Annotated in this window: 21 protein-coding genes; 16 read left to right on the plus strand and 5 right to left on the minus strand. The window is 67.1% G+C overall.

Annotated elements, in window-relative coordinates; translation table 11 throughout:
* Positions 1–139: 139 nt before the first annotated feature.
* Positions 140–3,043 carry a TonB-dependent receptor gene (locus HY57_RS00420; RefSeq protein ID WP_050997948.1) on the minus strand — a complete coding sequence of 968 codons (2,904 nt, stop codon included), beginning with the start codon at positions 3,041–3,043 and terminating at the stop codon, positions 140–142.
* Between the two features lie 507 nt (positions 3,044–3,550).
* Between HY57_RS00420 and HY57_RS00425 the strand changes: the two genes are divergently transcribed.
* The 7 genes from HY57_RS00425 (at position 3,551) to HY57_RS00455 (ending at position 12,351) form a co-directional block, all read left to right on the plus strand.
* A complete protein-coding gene (locus HY57_RS00425) occupies positions 3,551–5,164 on the plus strand; it encodes an alpha-glucosidase family protein (protein ID WP_019466145.1) in 1,614 nt (537 codons plus the stop codon).
* Positions 5,165–5,271: 107 nt separating this feature from the next.
* Positions 5,272–5,490, plus strand: coding sequence for a hypothetical protein (locus HY57_RS00430; protein WP_019466144.1), 219 nt, complete (start codon positions 5,272–5,274; stop codon positions 5,488–5,490).
* Between the two features lie 188 nt (positions 5,491–5,678).
* Positions 5,679–6,851 carry an FAD-dependent oxidoreductase gene (locus HY57_RS00435; RefSeq protein WP_019466143.1) on the plus strand — a complete coding sequence of 391 codons (1,173 nt, stop codon included), beginning with the start codon at positions 5,679–5,681 and terminating at the stop codon, positions 6,849–6,851.
* Positions 6,852–6,966: 115 nt separating this feature from the next.
* Positions 6,967–8,910 carry a serine hydrolase domain-containing protein gene (locus HY57_RS00440; protein ID WP_019466142.1) on the plus strand — a complete coding sequence of 648 codons (1,944 nt, stop codon included), beginning with the start codon at positions 6,967–6,969 and terminating at the stop codon, positions 8,908–8,910.
* A 188-nt stretch (positions 8,911–9,098) separates the two neighbouring features.
* Positions 9,099–11,294: a DNA helicase II gene (uvrD, locus tag HY57_RS00445; RefSeq protein WP_019466141.1), complete on the plus strand. Its 2,196-nt coding sequence runs from the start codon at positions 9,099–9,101 to the stop codon at positions 11,292–11,294.
* Between the two features lie 31 nt (positions 11,295–11,325).
* Positions 11,326–11,895, plus strand: a complete 570-nt coding sequence (locus tag HY57_RS00450; protein ID WP_019466140.1) for an FUSC family protein — start codon at positions 11,326–11,328, stop codon at positions 11,893–11,895.
* 99 nt (positions 11,896–11,994) lie between these two features.
* Positions 11,995–12,351 carry a hypothetical protein gene (locus tag HY57_RS00455; RefSeq protein ID WP_019466139.1) on the plus strand — a complete coding sequence of 119 codons (357 nt, stop codon included), beginning with the start codon at positions 11,995–11,997 and terminating at the stop codon, positions 12,349–12,351.
* Positions 12,352–12,386: 35 nt separating this feature from the next.
* Here HY57_RS00455 and HY57_RS00460 read toward each other — a convergent pair whose 3' ends face one another.
* From HY57_RS00460 to HY57_RS00470, 3 genes are all read right to left on the minus strand, one after another.
* A complete protein-coding gene (locus HY57_RS00460; protein ID WP_019466138.1) occupies positions 12,387–13,643 on the minus strand; it encodes a heme biosynthesis protein HemY in 1,257 nt (418 codons plus the stop codon).
* Complete coding sequence (locus HY57_RS00465; RefSeq protein WP_019466137.1) at positions 13,640–14,740, minus strand: uroporphyrinogen-III C-methyltransferase; 1,101 nt, start codon at positions 14,738–14,740, stop codon at positions 13,640–13,642. The genes HY57_RS00460 and HY57_RS00465 overlap by 4 nt, the downstream gene beginning before the upstream one ends.
* Positions 14,741–14,817: 77 nt before the next feature.
* Positions 14,818–15,585, minus strand: a complete 768-nt coding sequence (locus tag HY57_RS00470) for a uroporphyrinogen-III synthase (RefSeq protein ID WP_019466136.1) — start codon at positions 15,583–15,585, stop codon at positions 14,818–14,820.
* Positions 15,586–15,695: 110 nt separating this feature from the next.
* Here HY57_RS00470 and HY57_RS00475 point away from each other — a divergent pair, with 110 nt between their 5' ends.
* From HY57_RS00475 to HY57_RS00485, 3 genes are all read left to right on the plus strand, one after another.
* Positions 15,696–16,178 carry a YiiD C-terminal domain-containing protein gene (locus HY57_RS00475; RefSeq protein ID WP_019466135.1) on the plus strand — a complete coding sequence of 161 codons (483 nt, stop codon included), beginning with the start codon at positions 15,696–15,698 and terminating at the stop codon, positions 16,176–16,178.
* A gap of 73 nt (positions 16,179–16,251) precedes the next feature.
* Complete coding sequence (locus HY57_RS00480; protein ID WP_019466134.1) at positions 16,252–16,665, plus strand: hypothetical protein; 414 nt, start codon at positions 16,252–16,254, stop codon at positions 16,663–16,665.
* Positions 16,666–16,851: 186 nt separating this feature from the next.
* Positions 16,852–17,304, plus strand: a complete 453-nt coding sequence (locus HY57_RS00485; protein ID WP_019466133.1) for a rhodanese-like domain-containing protein — start codon at positions 16,852–16,854, stop codon at positions 17,302–17,304.
* Between the two features lie 46 nt (positions 17,305–17,350).
* Here HY57_RS00485 and HY57_RS00490 read toward each other — a convergent pair whose 3' ends face one another.
* Positions 17,351–18,418: a 2Fe-2S iron-sulfur cluster-binding protein gene (locus tag HY57_RS00490; protein WP_038579152.1), complete on the minus strand. Its 1,068-nt coding sequence runs from the start codon at positions 18,416–18,418 to the stop codon at positions 17,351–17,353.
* A gap of 338 nt (positions 18,419–18,756) precedes the next feature.
* Between HY57_RS00490 and HY57_RS00495 the strand changes: the two genes are divergently transcribed.
* The 6 genes from HY57_RS00495 to HY57_RS21775 all read left to right on the plus strand — a co-directional run bounded on the left by HY57_RS00495 (position 18,757) and on the right by HY57_RS21775 (position 24,761).
* Positions 18,757–19,197 carry a hotdog fold thioesterase gene (locus tag HY57_RS00495; RefSeq protein ID WP_019466131.1) on the plus strand — a complete coding sequence of 147 codons (441 nt, stop codon included), beginning with the start codon at positions 18,757–18,759 and terminating at the stop codon, positions 19,195–19,197.
* Positions 19,198–19,199: 2 nt separating this feature from the next.
* Positions 19,200–20,150, plus strand: a complete 951-nt coding sequence (locus HY57_RS00500) for a serine/threonine protein kinase (protein WP_019466130.1) — start codon at positions 19,200–19,202, stop codon at positions 20,148–20,150.
* Between the two features lie 184 nt (positions 20,151–20,334).
* Positions 20,335–20,769 (plus strand): hypothetical protein, encoded by a 435-nt coding sequence (locus tag HY57_RS00505; RefSeq protein ID WP_019466129.1) that lies wholly within the window; start codon positions 20,335–20,337, stop codon positions 20,767–20,769.
* Between the two features lie 136 nt (positions 20,770–20,905).
* Complete coding sequence (locus tag HY57_RS00510) at positions 20,906–22,081, plus strand: class I SAM-dependent rRNA methyltransferase (RefSeq protein WP_019466128.1); 1,176 nt, start codon at positions 20,906–20,908, stop codon at positions 22,079–22,081.
* 225 nt (positions 22,082–22,306) lie between these two features.
* On the plus strand, positions 22,307–23,770 hold the full coding sequence (rmuC, locus tag HY57_RS00515; RefSeq protein WP_019466127.1) for a DNA recombination protein RmuC: 1,464 nt from the start codon (positions 22,307–22,309) through the stop codon (positions 23,768–23,770).
* 157 nt (positions 23,771–23,927) lie between these two features.
* The gene (locus tag HY57_RS21775; protein WP_019466126.1) at positions 23,928–24,761 is read left to right on the plus strand and encodes a hypothetical protein; all 834 of its coding nucleotides are present in this window, start codon (positions 23,928–23,930) and stop codon (positions 24,759–24,761) included.
* Positions 24,762–24,805: the final 44 nt, after the last annotated feature.

The following is a 24,805-nucleotide window of genomic DNA, read 5'->3' on the forward strand; positions in this document are numbered from 1 at the left end:
GTACACCGGAACGCAACCATCGCATCGGACCGGAAACCGCCACGCCGGGCCTAGGGATGTGTACGCCATGCCGCCTGACGCGGCACGGCCCCAAAAAGCATCGCGCCGGCCCCTTTGCGGAGGCCGGCGCGATCGTGGCTTACAGCTTGAACTCGACGCCGAGGTAGGTGGTACGACCGAAGTACTGGATCGTGCCGGTCTGCGACGGGTCGGAGCCGAAGTAGGTGCGGGTGGGCTGGTTGCTGAGGTTCAGCACCTGCACCACGGCGCGCCACTGGCTGTTGATCGCGTACGAGGCCTGGAAGTCGTAGACCGTTTCGGCAGCGAAGGTGACCATCTGGTTGTTCACCGACATCTGCGTATCGGAAGCGAACTTCGAGCGGTAGTTGCCCGACACGCGTGCCGAGAACGGACCGTAGTCGTAGAACACCGCCATGCTGGCCACGCGCTTGGACAGGCCCGGCAGGCTGAGGTTCGCGGTTGCGCCGCCCAGATTGTTCGGGTCACGCACGTTGCTGGTGGTCAGTGCGAAGTTCGCCTGCACGCCCAGGCCTTCCCAGATGCCCGGGAAGAAGTGGTTCTTGGCCGCCGACAGCTCCAGGCCCTTCACGCTACCGCCCGTGGCGTTGTACGAGGTCTGGTACTGGCCGTCGAGATAGGGCTGACCGGTGGCCGGGTTGGTCGGTACCGGGATGCCTGCGGCCGCGAAGTTGTAGCCGTTGTAGCTCACGTCCTGCACGAACGAGTCGATGTGCTTGTAGAACACACCGGCGCTGACCATGCCCGACTGATCGTCGAAGTAGTGCTCGTAGCCCAGATCCCACTGGAACGCGCGCAGCGGATCGAGCAGCGGACTGGTACCGCCCCACACGTTGTACTGAGCGAGCGGACCGGCGCCCGACACCCACGAACCGGAACCCGCCAGCATCTTGTTGATCGGCGGACGCGCCAGCACCTTGGCGGCCGAGAAGCGCATCTGGTCGTCGTCGGTGAGGTGGTACACCAGGTTCAGCGACGGCAGCCAGTCGGAGTAGGTCTTGCCGACGTGCAGCGGCGCGTAGTCATAGCTGGTGTAGCCGTTGCCGTCGGTGATCGGCACGCCGGCACCGTTGCCCACCTGCTGCAGACCATCGCTGTACTGCTTCTGGTGCGAGTAACGCACGCCGATGTTGCCGGTCAGCTCGTGGCCGAACACGTTCTGCGCATCGATATCGGCCTGGAAGTACAGGTCGCGGGTCTGCTCATTGACCGAACCGCTCTGGATTTCCGACCAGCTGTTGTTGTGGATGTCCTTCACCGGGTTGGCGGTGATGCCGTGTGCGGCGAGGATGGCCGGGCCGTTCAGCTGCAGGAAGCACGGGTAGCCGGCGAAATCACCCTTCCAGCAACGCACGCTGGCGGCGTTGGCCGGAATGGTCAGCGGGAGACCGGCCGTAGGGTCGGTGCCCCATTCCGAACCGTAGACGTAGACCTCGCGGTCGGCGTTGTACGTATGGTTGTTGACATACACGCCCGCTTCCAGCGCCGAGAACCACTGGCTATTGGGCAGGTCGTACTTCACGTCGGTGCGGAACGCCTTCATCTTGTCGTGATAGATGTAGGGGTACACGCCGTAACGCGACAGGCCCATGTCGTTGAGGTTGGTGTACATGCCCGGGTTGGCGAACGACACCGTACCGAGGCTGCGACCCGCCAGCTGATAGGTGGTCGACTGCGCCATCAGCGACGGCGTGGCCGTGCCAAGACCGTTGTACGGATCGGCCGTGGTATCGACGTTGATCTCGTTGCTGGTCGAGCGCGACAGCGACAGGTCAGTGTTGACGTGCCACTGGTCGTGGTTCCACTTCATGTTGAGGCCGCCGGAGAACACGCTGGTGTTCGTCGTGTAGTTGTCGGCAGTGGTCTCGTTGGAGAAGTTGTTGGCGCCCGGGCTGGTGACCGTGCCGCCCGTCATGGTGCCGTTCGGGCCGAGCACGGCGTTGGAGATCAGGTTCTGGTTGCCGTAGATGTTCTGCGTACGGAAGCCGTAGCCGAACGAGCGGTCCTTGAACTTGGAGTAGAACGCGTCGGCGCCGAACTGCAGTTCGTCGGTGGCCTTCCACACCACGGTGGCCATCTCGCCGGTGCGGCGCTCCGTACCGCCGTTCTGCTGCAGCTGCAGGCCCTGGGTCAGGTAGGTGTGCTGGCCGCTGGGCAGCGTGACCAGGTTGCCGTCCGAAGCCTCGCCCACGAACTGCTCGGCCACGTGCGGCTGGTACATCTGTGCCACGCCCAGGCCCACGCCCAGGGTGTCGTTGAGGAACTTGCCCTGCCACGCAGCGCTCAGGCGGTAACCGGTGGAAGGGGCACCCGCCACGTCGTTCGCCTGGCTGTTGTAGCTGCCGCGCGCGTCGACGTTGAGGTTCTGTTCCTTCGGCGCGTTGAGCGGGTTGGCCGTCTCCATCGCGATGGTGCCGCCCACGCCGCCGGTGACCAGCGACGCCTGCGAGGACTTGTACACCGTGGCCATGTTGATCAGCTCGGACGGGTACTGGTCAAACTGGATGTAGTTGCTGCCGCTGGTGGAGGGCTGCTCGCGACCATTGAGCGTGGTCTGGATGAAGTTGCCCGAGAGGCCGCGGATGTTGATCTGCGAAGCCTGGCCGGCGATGCGCTCAGCCGACACGCCCGGCAGGCGCGTCAGCGCGTCGGCAATGGACTGGTCCGGCAGGCCGCCGATGTCGGCTGCGGTGATGACGTTCTGGATGGTGTCGGCGTAACGCTGGTAGTCGATCGACTTCTCCATGCCCTGGTTGTAGCCAGTCACGGTGATGGTCGACAGGCTCTTGGTGAGCTGCTGATCCTGCGTTTCCTTGGTCTTCTCGTCTTTCTTGGCGTTCTGGTCGCCCTGCGGTGCAGGTGCGGCCTGGTCGCTAGTTGCGCCGTTGGTGGCGGCAGTGCCGGCCACGCTTGCGCCCGTATCCGTCGGCATCGCGTGAATGCCGGCCGTAAAACAAAGGCCGGAAGCCAGCGCCAGGGCCAGCACATTACGTTTCAGTTCCACCGTCTTCCCCTCCCACGGGTTTGCACTTCATTTGGTTTTGTAGTTGCCGCAACAGTCCCCACAGACCGTTGCGGGCTACGCGCCAGCGCAAGCCGAGTACTCGGAGGGCTCCGTCGCGTGGCGGCCATGGTAGGACTGCAAGAAAGGGCGAAAACGCCTCTGCATACGTATTCATACCCCGGTTTTTTTGTGCACCTTTGACAAAAACCTCATGGCCGCGTGCTCGCACGCGCTGACGCACCCCGCCGGGCCCGTCGTGGCGGAGTTTCGCTGGAAAGCGGATGGTGCCGCGGTTTTTCGTGCACCGACAGCGACAGCAGGGGGCAAGTTCCCGCCAGGCGAACAAGCCATTTTCCGCCCTGCTGCATCGCAATAACGGCATTTTTTGAATACGTATGCAAACGAAGCGTCCGCTTCGCACTCTGCCTTTAAGCTGCCCCCGCGCTTTGCCCGGACCTGTCGTCCTGTGCGTGGCGCTCGCACATGGGCGGGAACGGGACACGCGAAATGAGTGATGCACCCTGGTGGCGCGGAGCCGTCACCTATCAGATCTATCCACGCAGCTTCATGGACACCAACGGCGATGGCGTCGGTGACCTGCCGGGCATCGTCGACAAGCTCGACTATGTCGCGAGCCTTGGCGTGGATGCGATCTGGATCTCGCCGTTCTTCCGCTCCCCCATGGCCGATTTTGGCTACGACATCGCCGACTACCGCGAAGTCGACCCGCTGTTCGGCAGCAACGACGATTTCGACCGCCTGCTGGCCAAGGCGCATGCGCTGGGCCTGAAGGTGATGATCGACCAGGTGCTCAGCCACACCTCGACCGAGCACGCCTGGTTCAAGGAAAGCCGCGAAAGCCGCAACAATCCCAAGGCCGACTGGTACGTGTGGGCCGATGCGAAGGACGACGGCACGCCGCCCAACAACTGGCTGTCGCTGTTCGGCGGTTGCGCCTGGCAGTGGGAGCCGCGACGCGGCCAGTACTACCTGCACAACTTCCTGACCTCGCAGCCGGACCTGAACTACCACCACCCCGACGTGCGCCGCGCGGTGCTCGACGAGGTGAAGTACTGGCTGGACAAGGGCGTCAACGGCCTGCGGCTGGACGCGATCAACTTCTGCTTCCACGACCGCGAGCTGCGCGACAACCCGCCCAAGCCCGAGGAAAAACGCGTGGGCCGTGGCTTCAGCCCGGACAATCCGTACGCGTTCCAGTACCACTACTACAACAACACGCAGCCGGAGAACCTCGCGTTCCTCGAACAGCTGCGCGCACTGATGGACCAGTACGAGGACGTCGCCGCCATCGGCGAGATCTCCTCGGAAGACTCGCTCGCGACGACCGCCGAGTACACCCGCAAGGGTCGCCTGCACATGGGCTACAGCTTCGAGTTGCTCACCGATGATTTCAGCGCGGATTACATCCGCGGCACGGTGCGCAACCTCGAGGCGCAGATGCTTGAGGGCTGGCCATGCTGGGCCATTTCCAACCACGACGTGGCGCGCGTGCTCAGCCGCTGGGGCAATGGCGACGCCTCGCCGCAGCTGGCCAGCCTGTTGAGCGCCATGGTGTGCTCGCTGCGCGGTTCGGTATGCGTGTACCAGGGCGAGGAACTGGGCCTCACCGAGGCCGAAGTGCCGTTCGAGGCGCTGCAAGACCCGTACGGCATCACCTTCTGGCCGACCTTCAAGGGTCGCGACGGCTGCCGCACGCCTATGCCGTGGGACGGTGGCGTGAATGCCGGCTTCAGCGTCGGCGAGCCATGGCTGCCGGTGCCCGCCGAACACCGCGCGCTTGCCGTGACGCTGCAGGACGCCACGCCGACATCGGCACTCAACGGCTTCCGCCGCTTCATGGCCTGGCGCAAGACCCAGCCTGCGCTGCGCTGGGGCGACATCCAGTTCATCGACACGCCCGAACCGGTGCTCGCCTTCACCCGCAAGCATGGCGGCGAAACGTTGCTGGTGGCCTTCAATCTCTCGAAGCAGCCGGTGGAACTGCCGCTGGCCGCGGGCAAGCTCACCGCCGTCAACGGGCACGGGCTCAGCCAGGGTGAAGCCACCGCCGACGGCATCCGCCTTCCCGGCCATGGTGCGCTGTTCGCCCGGGTCGACTGAATATTCGCTTACCTCCCTCGACGGCGGACGCACCATCTGATGCCGCCGTCGACTTTTCCCTACCCCTCTGCTCCTATGATCGGCGTCCCGATCCATAGGAGTTTTCCATGCGCGCAGTGCTGATCCTCATTGGCCTCGCCCTCTTGGCCGGCGGCATCTGGGTCCTGACGGGCCACGGCAGCTACCAGACGACCGACACGCTGGTGCAGATCGGTTCGGCCAAGGTCACCGCCACGCACGACAAGGCCATTCCGCAGTGGGCCGGCATCGCGGGCGCCGCGGTGGGTGCGGTGATTGCGTTGGGCGGGTTCCTCAAGAAGGGTTGATGCTCTTGACCGTCATTCCGGCGTAGGCCGGAATCCAGTAGCGGCAGAGTTCGGTTTTCGCGCGGGCCCCTGCAAAGGCGTCTACCGTGGCGCGAACCCCAATGCACGGCAACTGGATTCCGGCCTACGCCGGAATGACGAGCGTGTAGGCTTACGGTTTTTCCCGTTCTCCCCCTTGGAATGCCACCATGGAACGACGCCATTTCCTGCGCCAGGCCGGCGCCACGCTAGCGGTGGCCTCCACGGCGGGCCTCACCGCCTGCGCCGGGCAGCGCGTGGAACCGCGGCCGGCGTCGACCGGAAGCACTCCTACGCTGCCGCTCATCCGCGCCAGCACCGACCGCATCACCGGCGTCTACGTGTGCACGCGGCCGTTCCGCGCGGAAGGTCCGCGCGTCGAAACGCAGAACCTCGGCAAGAAAACCGTGGTGCACAACTACGGCCACGGCGGGAGCGGCTGGTCGCTGTCGTGGGGCTCGGGCACGCTGGCGCTGCAGATGGTGCAGGCCACCGGCGCGAAAGAACTGGGCGTGATCGGCTGCGGCGCCATCGGCCTCACCACTGCCCTGCTCGCCCAACGCGCGGGCCTGTCCGTGCGCATCTACGCCAAGGCCTTGCCGCCGGACGTGTTCTCCATGCGTGCCTCCGGCCTGTGGACGCCCGATTCGCGCATCTGCGACGCCACGCACGCACCGACGCTGGCCGATCGCTGGGACATGATGACGCGCATCTCGTACGCGCGTTACCAGAGCCTGCTCGGCCTGCCGGGCAAGCCGATCGAATGGATCGATGGCTATTCGCTGTCCGACGCCCCTTTCGGCAAGTTCCACGGCGACGTGCCGGACGAGCCCGAGTACGGCGACTTCGCCGATCGCGTGCGCGACCTCACGCCACGCTCGGTGGAACTGGCGCCCGGCAACCATCCCTTCCCCGAACCGTACGTGCGCCGCTATACCACGCTGATGTTCAACATCAGCAGCTATGCCAATTACCTGATGAACGAATACCTCGCGGCGGGCGGCAAGATCGAGATCCGTGAGTTCGAACATCCCGAACAGTTGCAGCAGCTGCCGGAACGTACCCTGGTCAACGCCACCGGCTATGGCGCGCGTGCCCTGTTCGGCGACGAGTCCGTGATTCCCGTGCGTGGCCAGACGGCAAGGCTGATTCCACAGCCCGAGGTCACCTACGGCCTGCGCTCGCAGAACCTGAGCGTGGTGCCGCGCAGCGACGGCATCATGGTGCAGGTGATCGGCGATGCCGGCAATTTCAACAACCCCGACACCACGCCGCAGCGCGAGGTTTCGGAAGCCGCCGTGCGCGAGCTCGCGAACATCGTCGCGAAGATGAAACGCGACTGAGCGCACGTTCCCGGCTGAAGACTCCCTGACGCGCGTTGACGCGACACAGACGCCGGGCAAAGTGTGGCGCGGCATACTGCATGTCCGTTTGCCGCGCCGTTTCAAGGAGTCATGCATGCACGCCGTCGCGACCGCCGTGATGAACCGGTCCCCGTGGGGCAAGCGCGCCGTGGCATTGGCTTCGATGCTGCTGTCCACCGCGCTGTGGGCGCAGGCGCCGATCCAGATCACCCCGTTGCCGGAACCGAAACACGCCACTGTGACCCAGCTCGGCGCCGCCGAGTTGAGCGCCAGCGACGTGCAACCCTGGCTCGATGGCGAGATGAACGGCGTCATGCAGCAAGGCGCGGTGACGGGTGCCGTGGTTGTGGTGGTGAAGGACGGCGAGATCCTGCTCGCCAAGGGTTACGGCTACGCGAACCCGGACGAGAAGAAGGCCGTGGACCCGGCCACCACGATGTTTCGCGTGGGCGCGCTGTCCGGCGTCGTCACTTCGACGGCGGTCATGCAACTGGTCGAGAAACACAAGCTTGACCTCGATGCCGACGTCAACCGCTATCTCGACTTCACCATCCCGCCGCGCGATGGGAAGCCGGTCACGCTGCGTGATCTGCTGACCCACACTCCCGGCTTCGAAGACGTGGCCAAGCACAGCTACGTCACGGACGCCAAGCAGCTGGAGCAGAACGAAGCCTGGCTCAAACACTGGGTAAGCGTACCTGCGCGCATCTATCCGCCGGGCGAGGTGCCTGCCTATTCCATCTATGGCATGGCATTGGCCGGCTATATCGTGCAGCGTGCATCGGGGCAGGCCTTCGATGACTACATGGCGCGGCACATCTTCGAACCGTTGGGCATGCAGCACGCCAGGTTCAATCAATCGACGCCGCCCTGGGAGCACATCGCGTCCAGCGCGGGGCCCGTGCAACCATGGAAACGGATCTTGCCGACCCCAGCGACCGGCCTGCTCGTCAGTGGCGAAGACATGGCTCCGCTGATGATCGCCCAATTGCAATTCGGTCGCGCCGGCAACGCGCAGCTGCTGGAGCAGGCTACCGTGCAACAGATGCAGGGCTACCAGCGCGCGGCGATCCCCGGCCTGCCGGGCATGGCGCTCGGCTTCGCGCACATGGATCGCGGCGACCAGGCCATCCTCGGCCACGCCGGTGATTTCAACGGCTACCACAGCCTGCTCGCGCTGCTCCCCGAGCATCACGCCGGCATCTTCATCGCCACGGCAGGCGGCGATGCGCAGCCCTTGCTTCGCCCACTGGTTGAGCGCTTCGCCGGCCGCTATTTCCCGCCGCTGCCGCAACTGAAACAGCCGACGCTGGGCACGGACAAGCAACACGCTGCGCAGCTCGCGGGCCGCTATGCGTCCAGCATCACATCGCAAAGCAACGTATTTGCACTGCGCGATGTGTTCCGGCAAGGCACGATAAGCGTGGCAGCCGATGGTGCGCTGGTCACGCCCATGTTCGGCACGGCGCACTGGCGCGAGGTGAAGCCCTACCTGTGGGTGGACGACGCCACGGGCCGGCGGCTGGGCGCTATCGTCCGCGATGGCAAGGTGCGCATGGTATCCTCCGACGCGCTGTCACCCGGCGAGGTATACCTGCCGGCGACCGGCGCATCGCCCGCCACCATCAAGGGCATCGTGTCGCTGCTGCTCGCGGTCTTCGCGCTGATCGCGCTGTCGTGGCCGGTGATGGCGTGGCTCGGCCGCCGGCATGCCTCGCTGGCGCCCCCGGAACAGGATCTGCGGGTGTACCGCCTCAGCCGCTTCAGCGCTGTGCTCTACCTGCTGTTCGCGGGGGAGTGGTGTCTTGTGCTGCCCCGGCTTGGTGCCCCGCACCTGGACCTGCACCTGTTGCTGCTCTTCCTGGTGGGCTCGCTGGCCGTCCTGGGTACCGTGCCCGTGGCGATCGAAACATGGCGGGCATGGCGCGGAGGCGCCTGGTGGCGGCGGATCAGCGGGACGGCGCTGCTGCTGGCCTGCCTTGGGGCCATCGCGTTCATCGCTTCGTGGCATCTGTTGAGTTTCGATCCACGCTACTGACAAGGCATCGTCGTGCCCCTGTGGGAGCGCACCCTGTGCGCGGCGGGGCGTTGCGCTTTACCAGATCGCATGAAGTCCCGGCGGCGTCACACTCCCTCGCATCCCCCGTCGCGCACAGGGTGCGCTCCCACAGGGGGGGTGGCCTGCCATTCGGGACCGATACGCCCCTGCCCGGTACAATAGGCGGGATGGATGTCTCCCACCTGATCGACAAGCTCAACGACGCGCAGCGCGAAGCCGTCTGCGCCCCGCCTGGCAATTACCTCGTGCTCGCGGGCGCCGGCTCCGGCAAGACGCGCGTGCTCACGCACCGCATCGGCTGGCTCACGCAGGTCGAGGGCATATCGCCCTGGGCGATCCTCGCCGTGACCTTCACCAACAAGGCCGCCGGTGAAATGCGCGCGCGCCTGGACCAGCTGATTCCCGGCGGCACCCAGGGCCTTACCGTGGGCACCTTCCACGGCATCGCGCATCGCCTGTTGCGCCGACACTGGCGCGAGGCGGGCTTGCCGGAAGGCTTCCAGATCCTCGATGCCGACGACCAGCAGCGCATCGTCAAGCGCGTGGTCGCGGGCCTCGGGCTCGATGAGGCTCGCTTCCCGCCGCGTCAGGCCACCTGGCAGATCAACCAGTGGAAGGACGAAGGCAAGCGCGCGGACAGCATCGAGCATCGCGATCATCCGATGACGCGCACGCTGGTGCAGATCTACCAGGCGTACGAGGAAGCCTGCCGCCGCGCCGGTTTGGTCGACTTCGCCGAACTGCTGCTGCGCGCGCACGAGCTGTGGCTGCACAACCCGGCCATCCTCGAGCACTACCGCGACCGCTGGCGTTATCTGCTGATCGACGAGTTCCAGGACACCAACACGCTGCAGTACGCATGGATTCGTGTGCTGGCCGGCAACACGGGGCAGGTGTTCGTGGTGGGCGACGACGACCAGGCCATCTACGGCTGGCGCGGCGCGAAGGTGGAGAACGTGCAGCAGTTCCTGCGCGATTTCCCGGGCTCCAAGACCATCAAGCTGGAACAGAACTACCGCTCCACCTCCACCATCCTCAAGGCCGCCAACAGCGTGATCGCCCGCAATGGCGGCCGCCTGGGCAAGCAGCTGTGGACGGATGGCGGCGAAGGCGAACGCATTGCGCTGTACTCCGCGTACAACGAGCAGGACGAAGCGCGCTTTGTGATCGAGCGCATCCGCGAATACGTCGCCGAGCACGGCGAGGCACGCGACTGCGCCATCCTCTACCGCTCCAACGCGCAGTCACGCAACTTCGAAGAACAGCTGATGCAGCGGGACATCCGCTTCCGCGTGTACGGCGGCCAGCGTTTCTTCGACCGCGCGGAGATCAAGGACGCGCTGGCCTACCTGCGCCTGTCCTCCAACCGCCAGGACGATGCCGCGTTCGAGCGCGCGGTGAACACACCGCCGCGCGGCATCGGCGATCGCACGTTGGACGTGCTGCGTCGTCGCGCGCGCGCCGAAAACAGCTCGATGTGGGAGGCTGCGCTCAGCGAACTCAGCGGCGGCAAGGAGCTGGCTGGCCGCGCCAAGAACGCGGTGAAGGCCTTCCTCACCATGATCGAGGATATGGCGCGCGCCTTCGCCGGCGCCGGTGTGGGCGACGCGCTGGCCTTGGCCGAACAGATCGATCACGCCATCACCCACACCGGCCTGCGCGACTTCTACGAGAAGGACAGCCGCGGCAACGCCGAATCGCGCGTGGAGAACCTGGACGAACTGGTCAACGTCGCCAGTCGCTTCGAGCTGACGCCGGACGACGAAGAAGCAGGCTTGAGCGAACTGGCCGCCTTCCTGTCGCATGCGGCACTCGAAGCCGGCGAGGGCCAGGGCGAAGCGTGGGACGATTGCGTGCAACTGATGACTCTGCACTCGGCCAAGGGCCTGGAGTTCCCGGTGGTCTTCCTGGTCGGCATGGAAGAAGGCCTGTTCCCCAGCCAGCGCTCGGTGGAAGACGAGGGCCGCCTCGAAGAGGAACGCCGCCTCGCCTACGTGGGCATCACCCGCGCCCGCGAGCGCCTGTTCATCACCTACGCCGAGTCACGCCGCATGCACGGCGTGGAAATGCTGGCACGTCCGTCGCGCTTCCTGGCCGAGATCCCGCCAGAGCTGATCGACGAGGTGCGTCCGCGCGTGCAGGTGAGTCGTCCGTTGTATGGCGCGCGCCCGACGGGCGGCTCCAAGTCGCTGGAAGAAGCCATGCCGCTGACGCTTGGCCAGCGCGTGAGCCATCCGAGCTTTGGCGAGGGAATCGTGGTCAGTGCGGAAGGCAGCGGCGCGCACATGCGCATCCAGGTGAACTTCGCCAGCAGCGGCAGCAAGTGGCTGGTCTACGCCTATGCCAACCTGACGCCGTTGTAGGCACGAAACCAGGCACGAGAGGCCGACGATCATGAGCGACCAGCCTTCACTGCGTGACAACCTGCGCCAGCTGTTCGACGTGCAGCAGGGCATGGCCTTCGTCTACCGGCACCTGCCGTGGACACATCGCCTGATGCAGGGCGCATGGTTTGCGCTGCTGGCCACGCTGGCAGCCAGCGCCTCGTACGGCCTTGGCCTGCTGGTGCACACCCAGCAGGCATTCTGGGCGGCACTGACGGCCATCGCGGTGACGCAGCAGACCTATTTGGACACGCGCTCGTCCTCGCGCGACCAGATCATCGGCGCCTTGGTGGGCAGCCTCGCCGGCTTCGGCGCCGTGCTGCTGATGGGCGAGCAATACACGGCCTACCTGGTCGGCATCGTGGCCGCCATCGGCGCGTGCTGGTTGCTGGGCGTGGGCAGCGCGGCCCGGCTCAGCGCCAGCACCACCACCATCATCATGCTGGTGCCGCACACCGGCTCGTTCTGGCTGATTGCGCTCACCCGCGTGGGCGAGGTGGCGCTCGGCATCGCCTGCGCGCTGGCCGTGGTGGCGGTGGCCGAGCGGGTGCAGCGCTGGTGGGTGCAGCCGGCCGAGTGAGCCGGATATCATCTGCCTGCTGAACGCACGAAGCTTCGACCGGAACCGGCGAGTCGCGCCGGCGCTCCCAACGTCCAGGCATCCGAAACGGTTCAAGCCATGACGACCGACAACCCCGGCGATACTTCCGACACCAGCCGCGCGCGCCTGGACCACGATATCTGCGTGCACATCTTCACCGCGTCGGCCGCGATGGTCGGCGTGTGCCTCACCGTCATCGGCATCCTTCGCGTGGTGATCTCGCTGCGCAAGGAAGACTTGCTGGGCGATGACCTGCTGGCGGTGAACGCCATGCTTTACCTCGCGTCCTGCCTGGTGTCGTACTGGGCGTTGCGCACGCGCAACCTGGGGCGCAACCATCGGCTGGAACGCATCGCCGACGCGATCTTCCTGGTGTCACTGGTGTTCACCGCCGTCAATGCCGGCTTCATCACCTGGGCGATTTCGGCGAGCTGAAAAAAAAGCCGCTTCGATCGGAAGCGGCTTTTTTCTTACTCCGGCAGCCTTGGCACACCGTGTTCGCTGCGCTCTTCCACCGCGATCGGACGCGTATCCAGTCGTGTGGAGCGCGCGCCCTGCGGCAACGGCTGGATAGCCTCGCCGCGGGCCAGCGCGAGTGCATTGCGGTAGCAGCGCTGCGCCAGCGCGGCATCGCCCTGACCCGCGTGCACGTCGCCCAACGCTTCCCAGGCACCGCTGCTCGGCGTGAGCGCCAGCGAGCGTTCCAGGTACTGCGTGGCCTTGCCCCAAAGATTCAGGCGCACGCACATGCGGCCCAGTGTCAGCAGCAGCGCGGCGTCGTTGGGGTGGCCGTCCAGCCACGATTCGGCGCGACGCAGGCGGGCTTCGATGTCCTCCGCCCCGAGTGAACCGTACGTCTCGATCAACAAGGGCGACCACTCGCGACGCAGGGCCGATTCCACCTCGTCCATGGCCGGCAGCATCATGCCGAACGCGGCGGCCTGGCGCGCATAGGCGTCGATGGCGGCGGGGATGCGACGCTGCGCCTTGGGCAGTTGCGACCACAATGTGTTGAGCGCGGCGGCATCGGATGCACCGCGCAGCGAAGCGGCAAGCACCTGCGCCTCCAGCACGGCGAAGTTCCTGGCGCCGAGCGCACCGCTCTTCTGCAGGGGCTCCAGCGCCTGACGCGCGCGGCGATGGTCGCCGCTGGCCAGCGCGGCCAGCGCGAGTTCGCGCCAGCCGCCGGGCGTGAGGTTGCCGGCATCCGCATCGGCGGCGAGCAGGTTCACCGCCTCGACCGCACGACCTTCGCGACGCAGCACCCGCGCGCGCAGCACGCGTGCCGCACGCGGTGCGACCTGAGCGGCTTCATCGAGCGTGGTGAGCGCGCGGTTGTTCTCGCCACGACGCGAGGCCGCTTCAGCCGCCGCGAGCAACGCGGGACCGCGCAGCGCGTCCAACCGCGAGGCGCGGTGCAGGTCACGCTCGGCGTCGCCATGACGGCCTTCCATCAGCGCCTGCAGGCCGTCGCTCATCTTCTTGCGGCTGAGGCGGCGATGACGGCGCGTGAACGCGCCGAACGGCCAGCGCACGGCGAACCACACCGCGCTGAGCAGGGCCCAGGCCAGCAACAGCACAACGACGGCGGCGACCACCGTGGTCTCGGCCTGCCAGCCGCGCAGCTGCACCAGTACGTAGCCCGGATCTTCGGCTACCCAGTGCCAGCCGAACGCGGCCAGTGCCGCCACGATCACCAGCACCAGAATCCAGCGCCACAACTTCATGGCTTGGCTCCGGTCGAGCTGGCGCTGGCTGGCTTGAGTGCATGCACGGCGCGCAAGTTGCGCAGTTCGTTGAGCGCGGCGCCGAGCTGCACGGGCGCGCCCGGCGACTGGGCGATCAGCGCGGAGAGCTGCTCGCGGGCCTGCTGCACCGGCGCGGCACCCGCGTCGAACTGCGCGGCGATGCCGCCGTCGGCACGCTTGAGCGCGGCGACGTAGGCGTCGCGGTCGGAGGCAAGCAGGGCCGCCTGCGCCTGCGCCAGGTCGATCGCGGTCAATTCGCGCGCAAAACGCGCATCGGCCACGGACAGCGGTGCGCCGTTGGTGCGCTGCACCTTCACCACGTTGTTAAGCGCGCCCATGATGCGCGACCAGCCGCTGCTCGCCGCGTCGGACGACGCCGCATCCAGCGGCTTGAGCGGAAGCGCCATCATCGAGGCGCGCAGGTTGCTCAGCGTGGTCAGCGCGGTATCGAGGTTGACCGCCTTGCTCTTGGTCAGCGCGTCGCGTTCCGCGCCAATGCTCTGGCGCAAGCCGGAGAACGCACCGTCGTTGACCGCCGCCAGCGCCTGGTCAGCCAGTGCATAAGCCGCCAGCGCGCCCTGCGCGTCATGGAACAGGTCGTAGCGTTCCTTGGCCATGCGCAGCAGCGACTCGGTTTCATCCAGCAGCATGGCGTCGTGACCGGACAGCGTCTTTTCCGACAGCTTGGCCACGGCGTCTTCGAGGTTGCGCGTGCGTTCGGCCTCGCCGAGCACTTCCTCGCGCAGCGAGCGATTCACTTGGTCGGCGTCGCCTAGGCGCTGGCGCAGCAGGTTGCGTTCGCTGTCGCTGGCACTGAAGGCGCTTTCCAGCGTATCCACGCGTTGCTTGAGTGCGTCGACGGTGGCGTGGCTGGCCGCACTGCCCTGTTCCTGCTGCCACTGGCGCCAGCCCACGTAACCGGCTCCGCCGACGGCGACCAGCGAGAGCAGCAACGCCACGGCCAGCGTGCCACTGCCGCGCCGTGCGGGCGATGTGGTGCGCGCCGGACGGGGAGAGGTTTCGGAACGCGCACCCGCGGATGCGCCGCTATCGAGGAAGGAGTCGTCTTGGCTCATGCGAGACATGCTAACAGCCCGCGATGGCGGACTCGCATCAAACGCGCGTGAAAGTCGCCGATTCCGCGGGAAAAAGATCAGGCCCGCGCCGCCGCCGCGAGCAGGTTTTCAGACAGCGCCGAATCGGCGACCACGACGCGCCGGAAACCGGCCGCGCGGGCCGCGTCAGCAAGCCGCTCGCTGCTGGCGACGGCCACGGCGCGGCAAAGGCGCGCGAACGCGTCGGCAGGCAAGCCCTGCTTCAGGTTGTTCAGCGCCTCGGCACTGGACAGCAGCACGCGCGCGTCCGCCGGCAACTGCATCACGGCATCGAGCTGGCGGCGTTGCCAGCGCGGCACGCCACGGCGATAGACATGCACCTCGCGCAGCCGCGCACCACGCGCCGCCAGTTCGGCGCGCAGCACGCCGCGCCCGCCCGGCGCGCCGATCAGGGCGACGCGTCGGCCGTTGAGCCCGGCCAGCGCGGGGTGCTCCAGCAAGCCTTCGCTGTCCTGGCTTCCGGCCGGAACCAGTGCCTTGAGGCCATGACGACCCAGCGCCCGCGCGGTGCCCCGCCCTACGGCGAGCACCATGGCCCGGGTATCCAGCGATGCCAGTCGCGCCGCGAAGCGCACGGCGGCGGGGCTGGTGAATACCAGCAGCTCGTCGCCCAGGGCCGCGCGCAGCGCCGTGGCGGCACCCGGCCCATCCACGGCACGCAACGACAGGCCCGGCAGCAGCAGGGCATCGCCGCCGAGCCGCCGCACCTTGCGCGCCAGCGGCGAGCCGGTGCCGGCCGGTCGCGTGACCACCACGACGCGTCCATCCAGCGTGTGCTCGGCAGGGGGCGGGGATCGCGGTTTCATCGGCCACTCCGGGGAATGCCGCGAGTGTAACGGCCATGCGCCTGCGGATGGTCCACCTGGCTACGTAAACTATTCCTTCCCCCTCCGTGACCCCACCCCAATCACCCACGATGAGCACCACCGAAAGGCATACCCTTGCGCGCAAGCTGGTTGGCTTCATGCGCGACGAAATCCCGCTCGCGCAGAACATGGACCTGAATCTGCATGACTGCGACGACGGGCGGCTGTCGCTGGCCGCGCCATTGAGCCCCAACATCAACGACAAGGGCTGTGCCTTTGGCGGCAGCCTGGTGAGCGTGATGACGCTCAACGGCTGGGGCCTGGTCGAACTGGAGCTGCGCATGCGCGGTCTGGAGTGCGACGTGTTCGTGGGCGAATCCACCGTGCGTTACCTGGAACCGGTGTGGAGCGACTTCGTCAGTGAGGCCCGCCTGGCCGAGGGCGCGGACTGGACCGCGTTCTTCGACACGCTGGCCTCGCGCGGCCGGGCCCGCATCGAAGTGGTGTGCCGCGTGCCAGGCACCGGCGACAAGCCCGCGGCCACGCTGGAAGGCCGCTTCGTGGCCAAGCGCCGCTCGCCCGACGCCGTGTGAAAACGAGGCCTGCGTGACGACACGGCGCCGGTGCTTTGGGCACAATGCAGGCCTTGTCCCAGGGGAAAGGCTCATGCGTCGCATCCTGATTCCGCTCGTCACGGTGTCCCTGCTCGCGCTCGGTGGCTGCGCCACCGACCAGCGCAAGGACGCGCTCACCACCACGCTCAACGCCTACGCCAGCACGGTGCGCTGGGGCGACTTCAATGCGGCGCTGCAGTTCGTGGACCCGAAGGTGCGCGACGCGCACCCCATCCCGCCGCTGGAGATGGCCCGCTACCAGCAGTACAAGGTGAGCGGCTATGACGATGGCAACGGCCCGGTGCCCAACGGCCAGTTCGAAGTGCACCAGACGGTGCAGATCAACCTGATCAACGTGAATACGCAGCACGAGCGCAGCGTCACCGACCACCAGACCTGGCATTACGACGAGACCAGCAAGCACTGGTATCTGGAATCGGGCCTGCCGGACATCAGCCAGCAGTAGGCCTTGGCCAACCGAACCTTTCCTGTCCGTCCATCCCGGCGCACCCCGAAAAAGGGGGCAAGGGCCGGGATGACGAGCAGGAATGTCGCCCGCCCTGGCGCCCCAACATCCCCACGGCCAGCGGCCGTATAATCGCCCGTTCTGTTCACTCCACGCGGCCTTGCCCGCGCCTGCGGAACCCAACGAATGAGCGACGTCCTGCACAAGCTGCCCGAATTCATCGGCCACAACCTGGCGCTTGCCGCGCTGTTCCTGATCCTGCTGCTGGGCCTGATCGTCACGCAGGTGATGATGCTGCTGCGCAAGTACAAGGAACTGACCCCGGCCAGCCTGACCTTGCTGATCAACCGCGAAGGGCCGCTGTTGATCGACCTTTCCGCCTATGCGGACTACGAGAAGGCCCATGTGCCGGGTTCGCGCCATGTCGCGCTCAGCCAGTTCGACCCCGAGCACAAGGACATCGCCAAGGCGAAGGACGTGCCGGTGGTGCTGATCGACAAGGATGGCCGCGGCGCCAGCGACAAGGCCGCGCAGCGCCTGGTCAAGGCAGGCTTCACCAAGGTCTACACCCTGGGCGGCGGCGTGATCGGCTGGCAGCAGGCCCAGCTGCCGGTGGCCAAGGGCAAGAACCCGGGCTGATGGCTCCAGGGGGCGGGGGCGCAACGCCTTCGCCCCGGGCAGGCTCTTACAAGCCGACGATGCCCGCGCGGTTGCCGAGGATCTGCGCCAGCACGTCGGGCGCGTAATCGAACGAATCGTAGTAGAGCCGCTCTTCCGGCAGCCCCGCGCCGGTGAAGAGCTTGCGCCCGGCGTCGATCATCGCCGGCGGGCCGCTCATATAGACGTCGTAGCCGGACAGGTCCGGGTGGTCCTGCAGCACGGCTTCGTGCACGAAGCCCGGGCGGATACCGCTGGCCAGCGCCTGCTCCGCATCGGAAAGCACCGCGTGGAAGCTCAGGTCATGCGCGGATGCCGCCCAGCGTTCCGCCTGTTCGCGCATGTACAGATCCGCCGCCTGGCGCGCGCCCCAGTACACATGCATAGGCCGGCGCGTGCCTAGCGCAATGAAGTGCTCGACGATGGCCTTCACCGGCGCGAAGCCGGTGCCGCCGGCCATGAAGATCATCGGCCGCTCGGCATCCTCGCGCGGCACGAAGGTGCCCAGCGGGCCCTCGATGCGCAACGGGTCGCCGACCTGCAGCGTATCGTTCACCCACGAGGTGAAACCACCGCCCGCCACATGGCGCACATGCAGCTCGATGGTGCCGTCCGCCTGCGGGTGGTTAGCGATGGAGAACGGCCGGCGGCGTCCGCCGTCCAGCAGCACGTCCAGATACTGGCCTGGCAGCCAGGTGAGCCGTGCATCCGCCGACGCAGGCTTCAGGTGCAGGCCGATCACGTCGGGCGCGAGCATCCACTTGCGCGAGACCACCACGTCCACCTGCCGGCGGGCGATGTCTTCGACCGAGGTGACTTCGCGCGCCTCGATGGTGAGATCGCAACGCGGCACCGCCTGACAGAGCAGGATGGCGTGCTGCGCAGGCGATGTGCCGCTCAGCGCCACCGGGGGGTTGAACGGGTAATCGCAATACCCCTCGATGAGCGTGGCCTTGCAGCTGCCGCACACACCGGCGCGGCACGAATACGGCAGGGCGATGCCGGCCCGCTGGGCGGCCTCCAGCACGGTTTCGCCCGGAGCGACCGGAAAATGCCGGCCGGTGGATTGAATGGTGACCTTGTACACAGGGCGCATTGTCGCGGGGTAAGCGTCCGTCGACAATGAGGGCCCTTTGAGTCTATTCAATACCTCTGCATGGCCCGCGTTGAGCCCGTATGCCCGCCAGGGAGTGGCGCGTGGCGAAGCGCCTGACTGACCGTCAGCTCGAGCCGCGCGTCGCTTCCTGGCGGGCATACGGGCTCAACCCTTCGGGCCGGGTCTGCTTGCCCACAAGCCAGCGTCATCACTCGGTCGTGTATCGACATACACTCCCTCGTTCTTCCTTGGCCTGCGGGCAAGCAGCTCCCGGCGCGGGCCATGCAGAGGCATTGAATAGACTCACCCTTTCACAAGCTTTCCACGGAGAAACAGCCATGGCCATCTGGAAACAGGATCCCTCGCTCGAGCGCATCAACGGCTGGAGCGCCAACACCATGATGGAAACGCTGGGCATCCGTTTCACCGAGATCGGCGACGACTGGGTGCGCGGCACCATGCCCGTGGACCACCGCACCCACCAGCCGTATGGGTTGCTGCACGGCGGCGCCTCGGTGGTGCTGGCCGAGACGCTGGGCAGCACCGCGGCCATGCTCACGCTGGATCCCGCGCAGGAAGTGACCGTGGGCCTGGACATCAACGCCAACCACATCCGCGGCGTGCGCAGCGGCACGGTCATCGGCACCGCACGCCCGGTACATATCGGTCGCAGCACGCAGGTGTGGGAGATCCGCATCGAGACGGAAGCCGGCGAGCTGGTGTGCATCTCGCGCATCACCATGGCGGTGATCCCGGCGCGCGTGGTGGCCCCGCGTTGAGCATGGACAGCCTCTCAGCGCCCTACGCCTCGCTCGATCCCGATCGCGTGCTCGACGCGGTGACCGCCTGCGGCCTGTGGCCTGACGGTCGCCTGCTCGCGCTCAACAGCTACGAAAACCGCGTATGGCAGGTGGGCATCGAAGACGCCGCGCCCGTCATCGCAAAGTTCTATCGCCCGCACCGCTGGAGCGATGCGGCCATCCTCGAGGAACACGCGTTTGCACAGGAGCTGGCGGAGGCGGACATTCCCGTCGTCGCGCCGCTGGTGTTCGGCGGACGCACCCTGCTCCACCACGACGGCTTCCGCTATGCGCTCACCCCCCGTCGTGGCGGGCGCGCGCCGTCGCTGGAATCCACGGAGCAGCTGGAATGGCTGGGGCGGCTGATCGCGCGCATCCACAGCGTGGGCGCGCGGCAGCCGTTCGAGCATCGCGGGCGCATCGACTGCGCCACGCTGATCGAACAGCCGATGCGGGCGGTGCTGGCGTCCTCCCTGCTGCCGCCTTCGTTGCACGCGGCGTACCGCGCAGCCGCCGAGCGCGTGGACCGCGCCGTGGCCGATCGTTTCGCTGCGGTGGGCCCGGTGCGCCAGCTGCGGCTGCACGGCGACTGCCATCCCGGCAACGTGCTGTGGACGGATGCCGGCCCGCATTTCGTGGATCTGGACGACGCGCGCATGGGCCCGGCGGTGCAGGACCTGTGGATGCTCGCCAACGACGACAAGGCGATGAACGCCCTGCTGGAAGGCTATCAGCACATGCGCGAATTCGACTTCGGCGAACTCGCCCTGGTGCCCGCGCTGCGCGCCATGCGCCAGCTGCACTACGCCGGCTGGATCGCCACGCGCTGGCACGACCCGGCCTTCCCCGCCGCCTTTCCCTTCGTGGCCGAGCCGCGTTGGTGGGAACAGCACATCGCCGACCTGCACGAACTGGCGGACGAGCTTCTGTAGGAGCGCGCTTGCGCGCGACCAATCAGCGACGAGGTATCGACGTGGCGCCGCGGTCGCGCACAAGTGCGCTCCTACTAGGGGACGTCGCTTGAGCTGTACGCCGCCCAACAAACTGCCAAACCACTCCACCAACACCCGCGCCCTGATCCGCTAAGCTCCCGGCTTTCGATCCGGGGCATCGTACGTGCGCAATTTCCTTTTCCGAGTGATCGGCATCCTCGAGGTGGCGGGTGGCTTTTTCGGCATGGTGGCCATGCTCCGCCGGCTGCTGCCGTTCGGATCGCACGATTCCATCGTCGCGGTGATCGGATTCGCGTTCTACGCGTTCACGATGGTGGCCGGCGCCCTGCTGCTGGAGAACAGCGAACGCGGCGTGACCTTCTCCCAGTGGTCGCAGCTGCTGCAACTGCCGCTGATCGCCACCCCCATCCTGAGCTACGGCTTCCATTGCGGCGCGTTCGTGAACGTCTACGCCAGCCTGCATCTGCCGGTGGCCCTGGGGCTGGACTGGCACGTGGGCAGCGAAGGATTCCTGCTGGCGGTGGGCGGACCGTCCCTGTCACGCCTGGGCATCAACCTGCTGGCGCTCCTTTCCTGGCTGGCGCTGCGCTTCCGCTGATTCACCTCCTTTTGTGGGAGCGCACCCTGTGCGCGACGGCCTCGCAGAGGCCGCGGCACCGGCTGGCCGTCGCGCACAGGGTGCGCTCCCACAGCTAAATCCGGCGTGCCGCGTCGCCTGCCGGTATCATGGGCGGATGAATACCCCCGCCTCTCCCCTCCCCACCATCCGCCTCAAGACCGACCGCACGCCCGGCCACCCCTGGGTGTGGTCCGCGCAGGTGCACAAGCCGGAGACCCGCGTGCCGCCCGGCAGCGTGGTCGACGTGGAGGACGCCAAGGGCCGTTTTGTCGGCCGCGGCTTCTGGAACGGTCATGCGCGCATCGCGCTGCGCCTGCTCACCACTGACCCCGGCGAAGCCATCGACGCCGACTGGATCGCTGCCCGCATCGACCGCGCGGTCACCTTGCGCAACGAACTGCTGCAGCTCGACCGCGTGAGCGACGCCTGGCGCGTGATCCACAGCGAGGGCGATGGGCTTTCCGGCCTGGTGGTCGACCGCTACGCCGACATCCTGGTGATCGAATACTTCGCCGCCGGCATGTGGCGCTTCCGCGAGGCCATCCATGCCGCGCTCCTGCGCCACTTCCCCGGCGCGCGCCTGTACTGGTTCGCCGAGAACCATGTGCAGAAGCAGGAATCCTTCGACTGCCGTTCGCCCGAGGCGCCCGCGCCGGTGGAAGTGCACGAGCACGGCCTGCGCTTCCACGCGGCGCCGGGCTATGGCCACAAGACCGGCTTCTTCGCCGACCAGCGCGAGAACCGCCACCACTTCGCGCGCCTCGCCAAGGGCCGGCGCGTGCTCGACCTGTGCTGCAACGCCGGTGGCTTCGCCGTGCACGCGCTGGCCGCCGGTGCCCTGTCGGCCACGGGCGTGGACATGGATCCGGGCATCCTGGAGATCGCCCGCGCCAACGCCGCCGCCAACGACGTGCCGGTGGTGTTCGAAGCGGCCGACATGTTCGACTGGTTGCGCGGTGCCATCGCCCGTGGCGAGCAGTACGACGCGGTGATCGTCGATCCGGCCAAGCTCACGCGCGACCGCAACAAGGTGGTCGACGCGCTGAAGAAATACTTCGCGATGAACCGACTGGCGCTGGACGTGATCCCGCCCGGCGGCCTGCTGCTGACCTGCTCGTGCACCGGCCTGGTGAGCGAGGCGGACTTCCTGGAAATGCTGCGCCGCGTGGCGCTCAACGCCGGCCGCGAGATCCAGGTACTGCATACGGCCGGTGCGGGCGCGGACCATCCGTTCCGCAGCGACGTGCCGGAAGGCCGCTATCTGAAGGCGGTGTTCTGCCGGGTGATGTGAGTCCGCCTGGCACAACCTACCCGTCATTCCCGCGAAAGCGGGAATCCAGCGACTTCTACCGCTACGCTCAAAAGGCCCAAAGGCACTGGATTCCCGCTTTCGCGGGAATGACGGTGAGGAAACCTGGGGCTTGAAGGAAGTCGTTGTCAGGCGCCAAGCCATCCGGGTCCCGGATTCTGAGACGCCAGCGCGTACACTGGCGCCGTCGCGCTGTCGGAAACTGCCATGTCCTTGATCGAAATCCTGCTGATCGTCCTTGTCGTCGCCGTGCTGGCGGTGATCGTGCTGCAGCTCATGGGCCTGCAGCGGGGGCGCGACGACAGCGGCCTCACCGCGCGGCTGGACGCGCTCAAGGACGACAACCGCCACCTCCGCGATGCGCTCGCCCAGGAACAGCGCGCCGGGCGCGGCGAGATCAGTCAGTCGATCGGCCAGTCACTCGGCCAGTTCCGCACGCTGGTGCAGGAGCAGCTTGGCGGCATGAGCACGCAGCAGCATGAGCGCATCGGCCATTTCGGCCAGCGCCTGGACGTGCTCACCGAGCGCACCGATGCCGGCCTGCAATCACTGGCGCAGCGCCTGACCGAAGACGCGCGCCGCAGCCGCGAGGAACTCACGCTCACGCTCAACCGTTTCGGCGAGCAGCAGGAGCAGCGCCTGGCGGCGCTCACCGCCGACAACGAAAAGCGCCTCAACGAAGTGCGCGCCACGCTGGAAACCAAGCTCAAGGACATCCAGGTCGACAACGCCGCCAAGCTGGAACAGATGCGCGCCACCGTCGACGAGAAACTGCAGACCACGCTGGAAACGCGCCTGGGCCAATCGTTCGCGCTGGTGTCGGAGCGCCTGGAACAGGTGCAGCGCGGCCTGGGCGAAATGCAGAACCTCGCTACCGGCGTGGGCGACCTCAAGCGTGTGCTGACCAACGTGAAGACACGCGGCATCCTGGGTGAAGTGCAGCTCGGCGCGTTGCTGGAACAGTTGCTCACCACCGACCAGTACGACTCCAACGTGGTGACCATTCCCGGCAGCAACGACCGCGTGGAGTTCGCCGTGCGCATGCCCGGCGCCGGCGAGAGCGCGCAGCTCTACCTGCCGATCGATGCCAAGTTCCCGGTGGAGGATTACCAGCGCCTGCTCGACGCGCAGGAAGCCGCCGACGCGGACGCGGCCACGCTCGCCGGCCGCGCGCTGGAATTGCGTGTGCGCGAGGAGGCCAAGCGCATCCGCAGCAAGTATGTGGCGCCGCCGCACACTACCGATTTCGCCGTGCTGTTCCTGCCCACCGAAGGCCTGTATGCCGAAGTGATCCGTCGCCCCGGCCTGTTCGAAGCGCTGCAGCGCGACTACCACATCACCGTCGCCGGCCCCACCACGCTCACCGCCTTGCTCAACAGCCTGCAGATGGGTTTCCGCACGCTGGCCATCGCCAAGCGCAGCAGCGAGGTGTGGACCCTGCTTGGTGCGGTGAAGACCGAGTTCGGCAAGTTCGGCACGGTGCTGGAGAAAACGCGCAAGAAGCTCAACGAAGCCAGCAACGTCATCGACCAGGCCAGCGTCCGCACCCGTGCCATCGAACGCAAGCTGCGCGGCGTGGAAACCCTGCCCGGCGAAGAAGCGCAGCAGCTGCTCGCCGACGCACCGGCCATGGAAGACAACGCCGACGCCGACGACGACGTCGAGGTCTGATCCGCCTCGCGGGCGTCGGGCCGACGCCCTCGCCACCACGGCGCCTCGGTACCGGAAGAACCGGAAGCATCGCCGAGGGCCCCGCGTTAACCCCTTTTGCTTCGCCGCGTCGTTCCAGCCTATGCATCGGTCGTCGATGCCTGCCGGAATCGTCGCTATGAATACCGTGGGGAAAGTGCTTCTGGGCCTCACCGCGCTGATGGCCAGCGCACAGGCGGCGGCCGTCGGCCGGCTGGTGGACCTGACCGTCTACGACCGCACTTCGCAACAGGAGCTGCCGGTCTATCGCCATGACGGCCGCTATTACGTCGCGGGGCAACCCGGGCACCGCTATCAGATCCAGCTGCGCAGCCAGGAGCAGATGCGCATGTTGGGCGTGCTTTCGGTGGATGGCGTGAACGTGCTGTCGGGCGATACCGCCGACTGGTCGCAGACCGGTTATGTGCTGCAGCCTTACGCCGCCGCCGACATCCTCGGCTGGCGCAAGAGTCTGTCCGAGGTGGCGGACTTCGTGTTCGCCGATGCACCGCGCAGCTACGCCGCGCGCACGGGGCGACCCGACAACGTTGGCGTCATCGGCATCGCCGTTTTCCTGCCAAGGCGGATGATCCACCCCCTGCCTATGCCGGCCCCCATGCCGATGCCCGAAGCATCCACCGCCGACCAGCGCATGCAGCCGACGGAGCCTGCGCCACCCGCACCGGCGGCGCCCGCGATGCAGGCCCCGCCGGTAACCAACGCGTCCACGCCCGCGCTGGCTGCCAAGGCGCGCGCCGAGGGGCCCCTCGGCACCGGGCACGGCGAACGCGAGAACTCAGTGGTGAGCTATACCGATTTCGAGCGCGCCTCGTCCTCGCCGAACGAAGTGATCACGGTGTACTACGACACGCGCGAGCGCTTGATCGCACAAGGCGTGATACCAGGCGACATGCCGCCGCCGGGGACGCGCCCCGACCCGTTCCCGGGCCACTTTGTTCCCGACCCGCGTTGACATCGCAGCAACGTGTGTTCAACTCGCGGCCAGCCAAGGCGTGA

The sequence above is a fragment of the Dyella japonica A8 genome (assembly GCF_000725385.1).
GTDB lineage: Bacteria > Pseudomonadota > Gammaproteobacteria > Xanthomonadales > Rhodanobacteraceae > Dyella > Dyella japonica_C.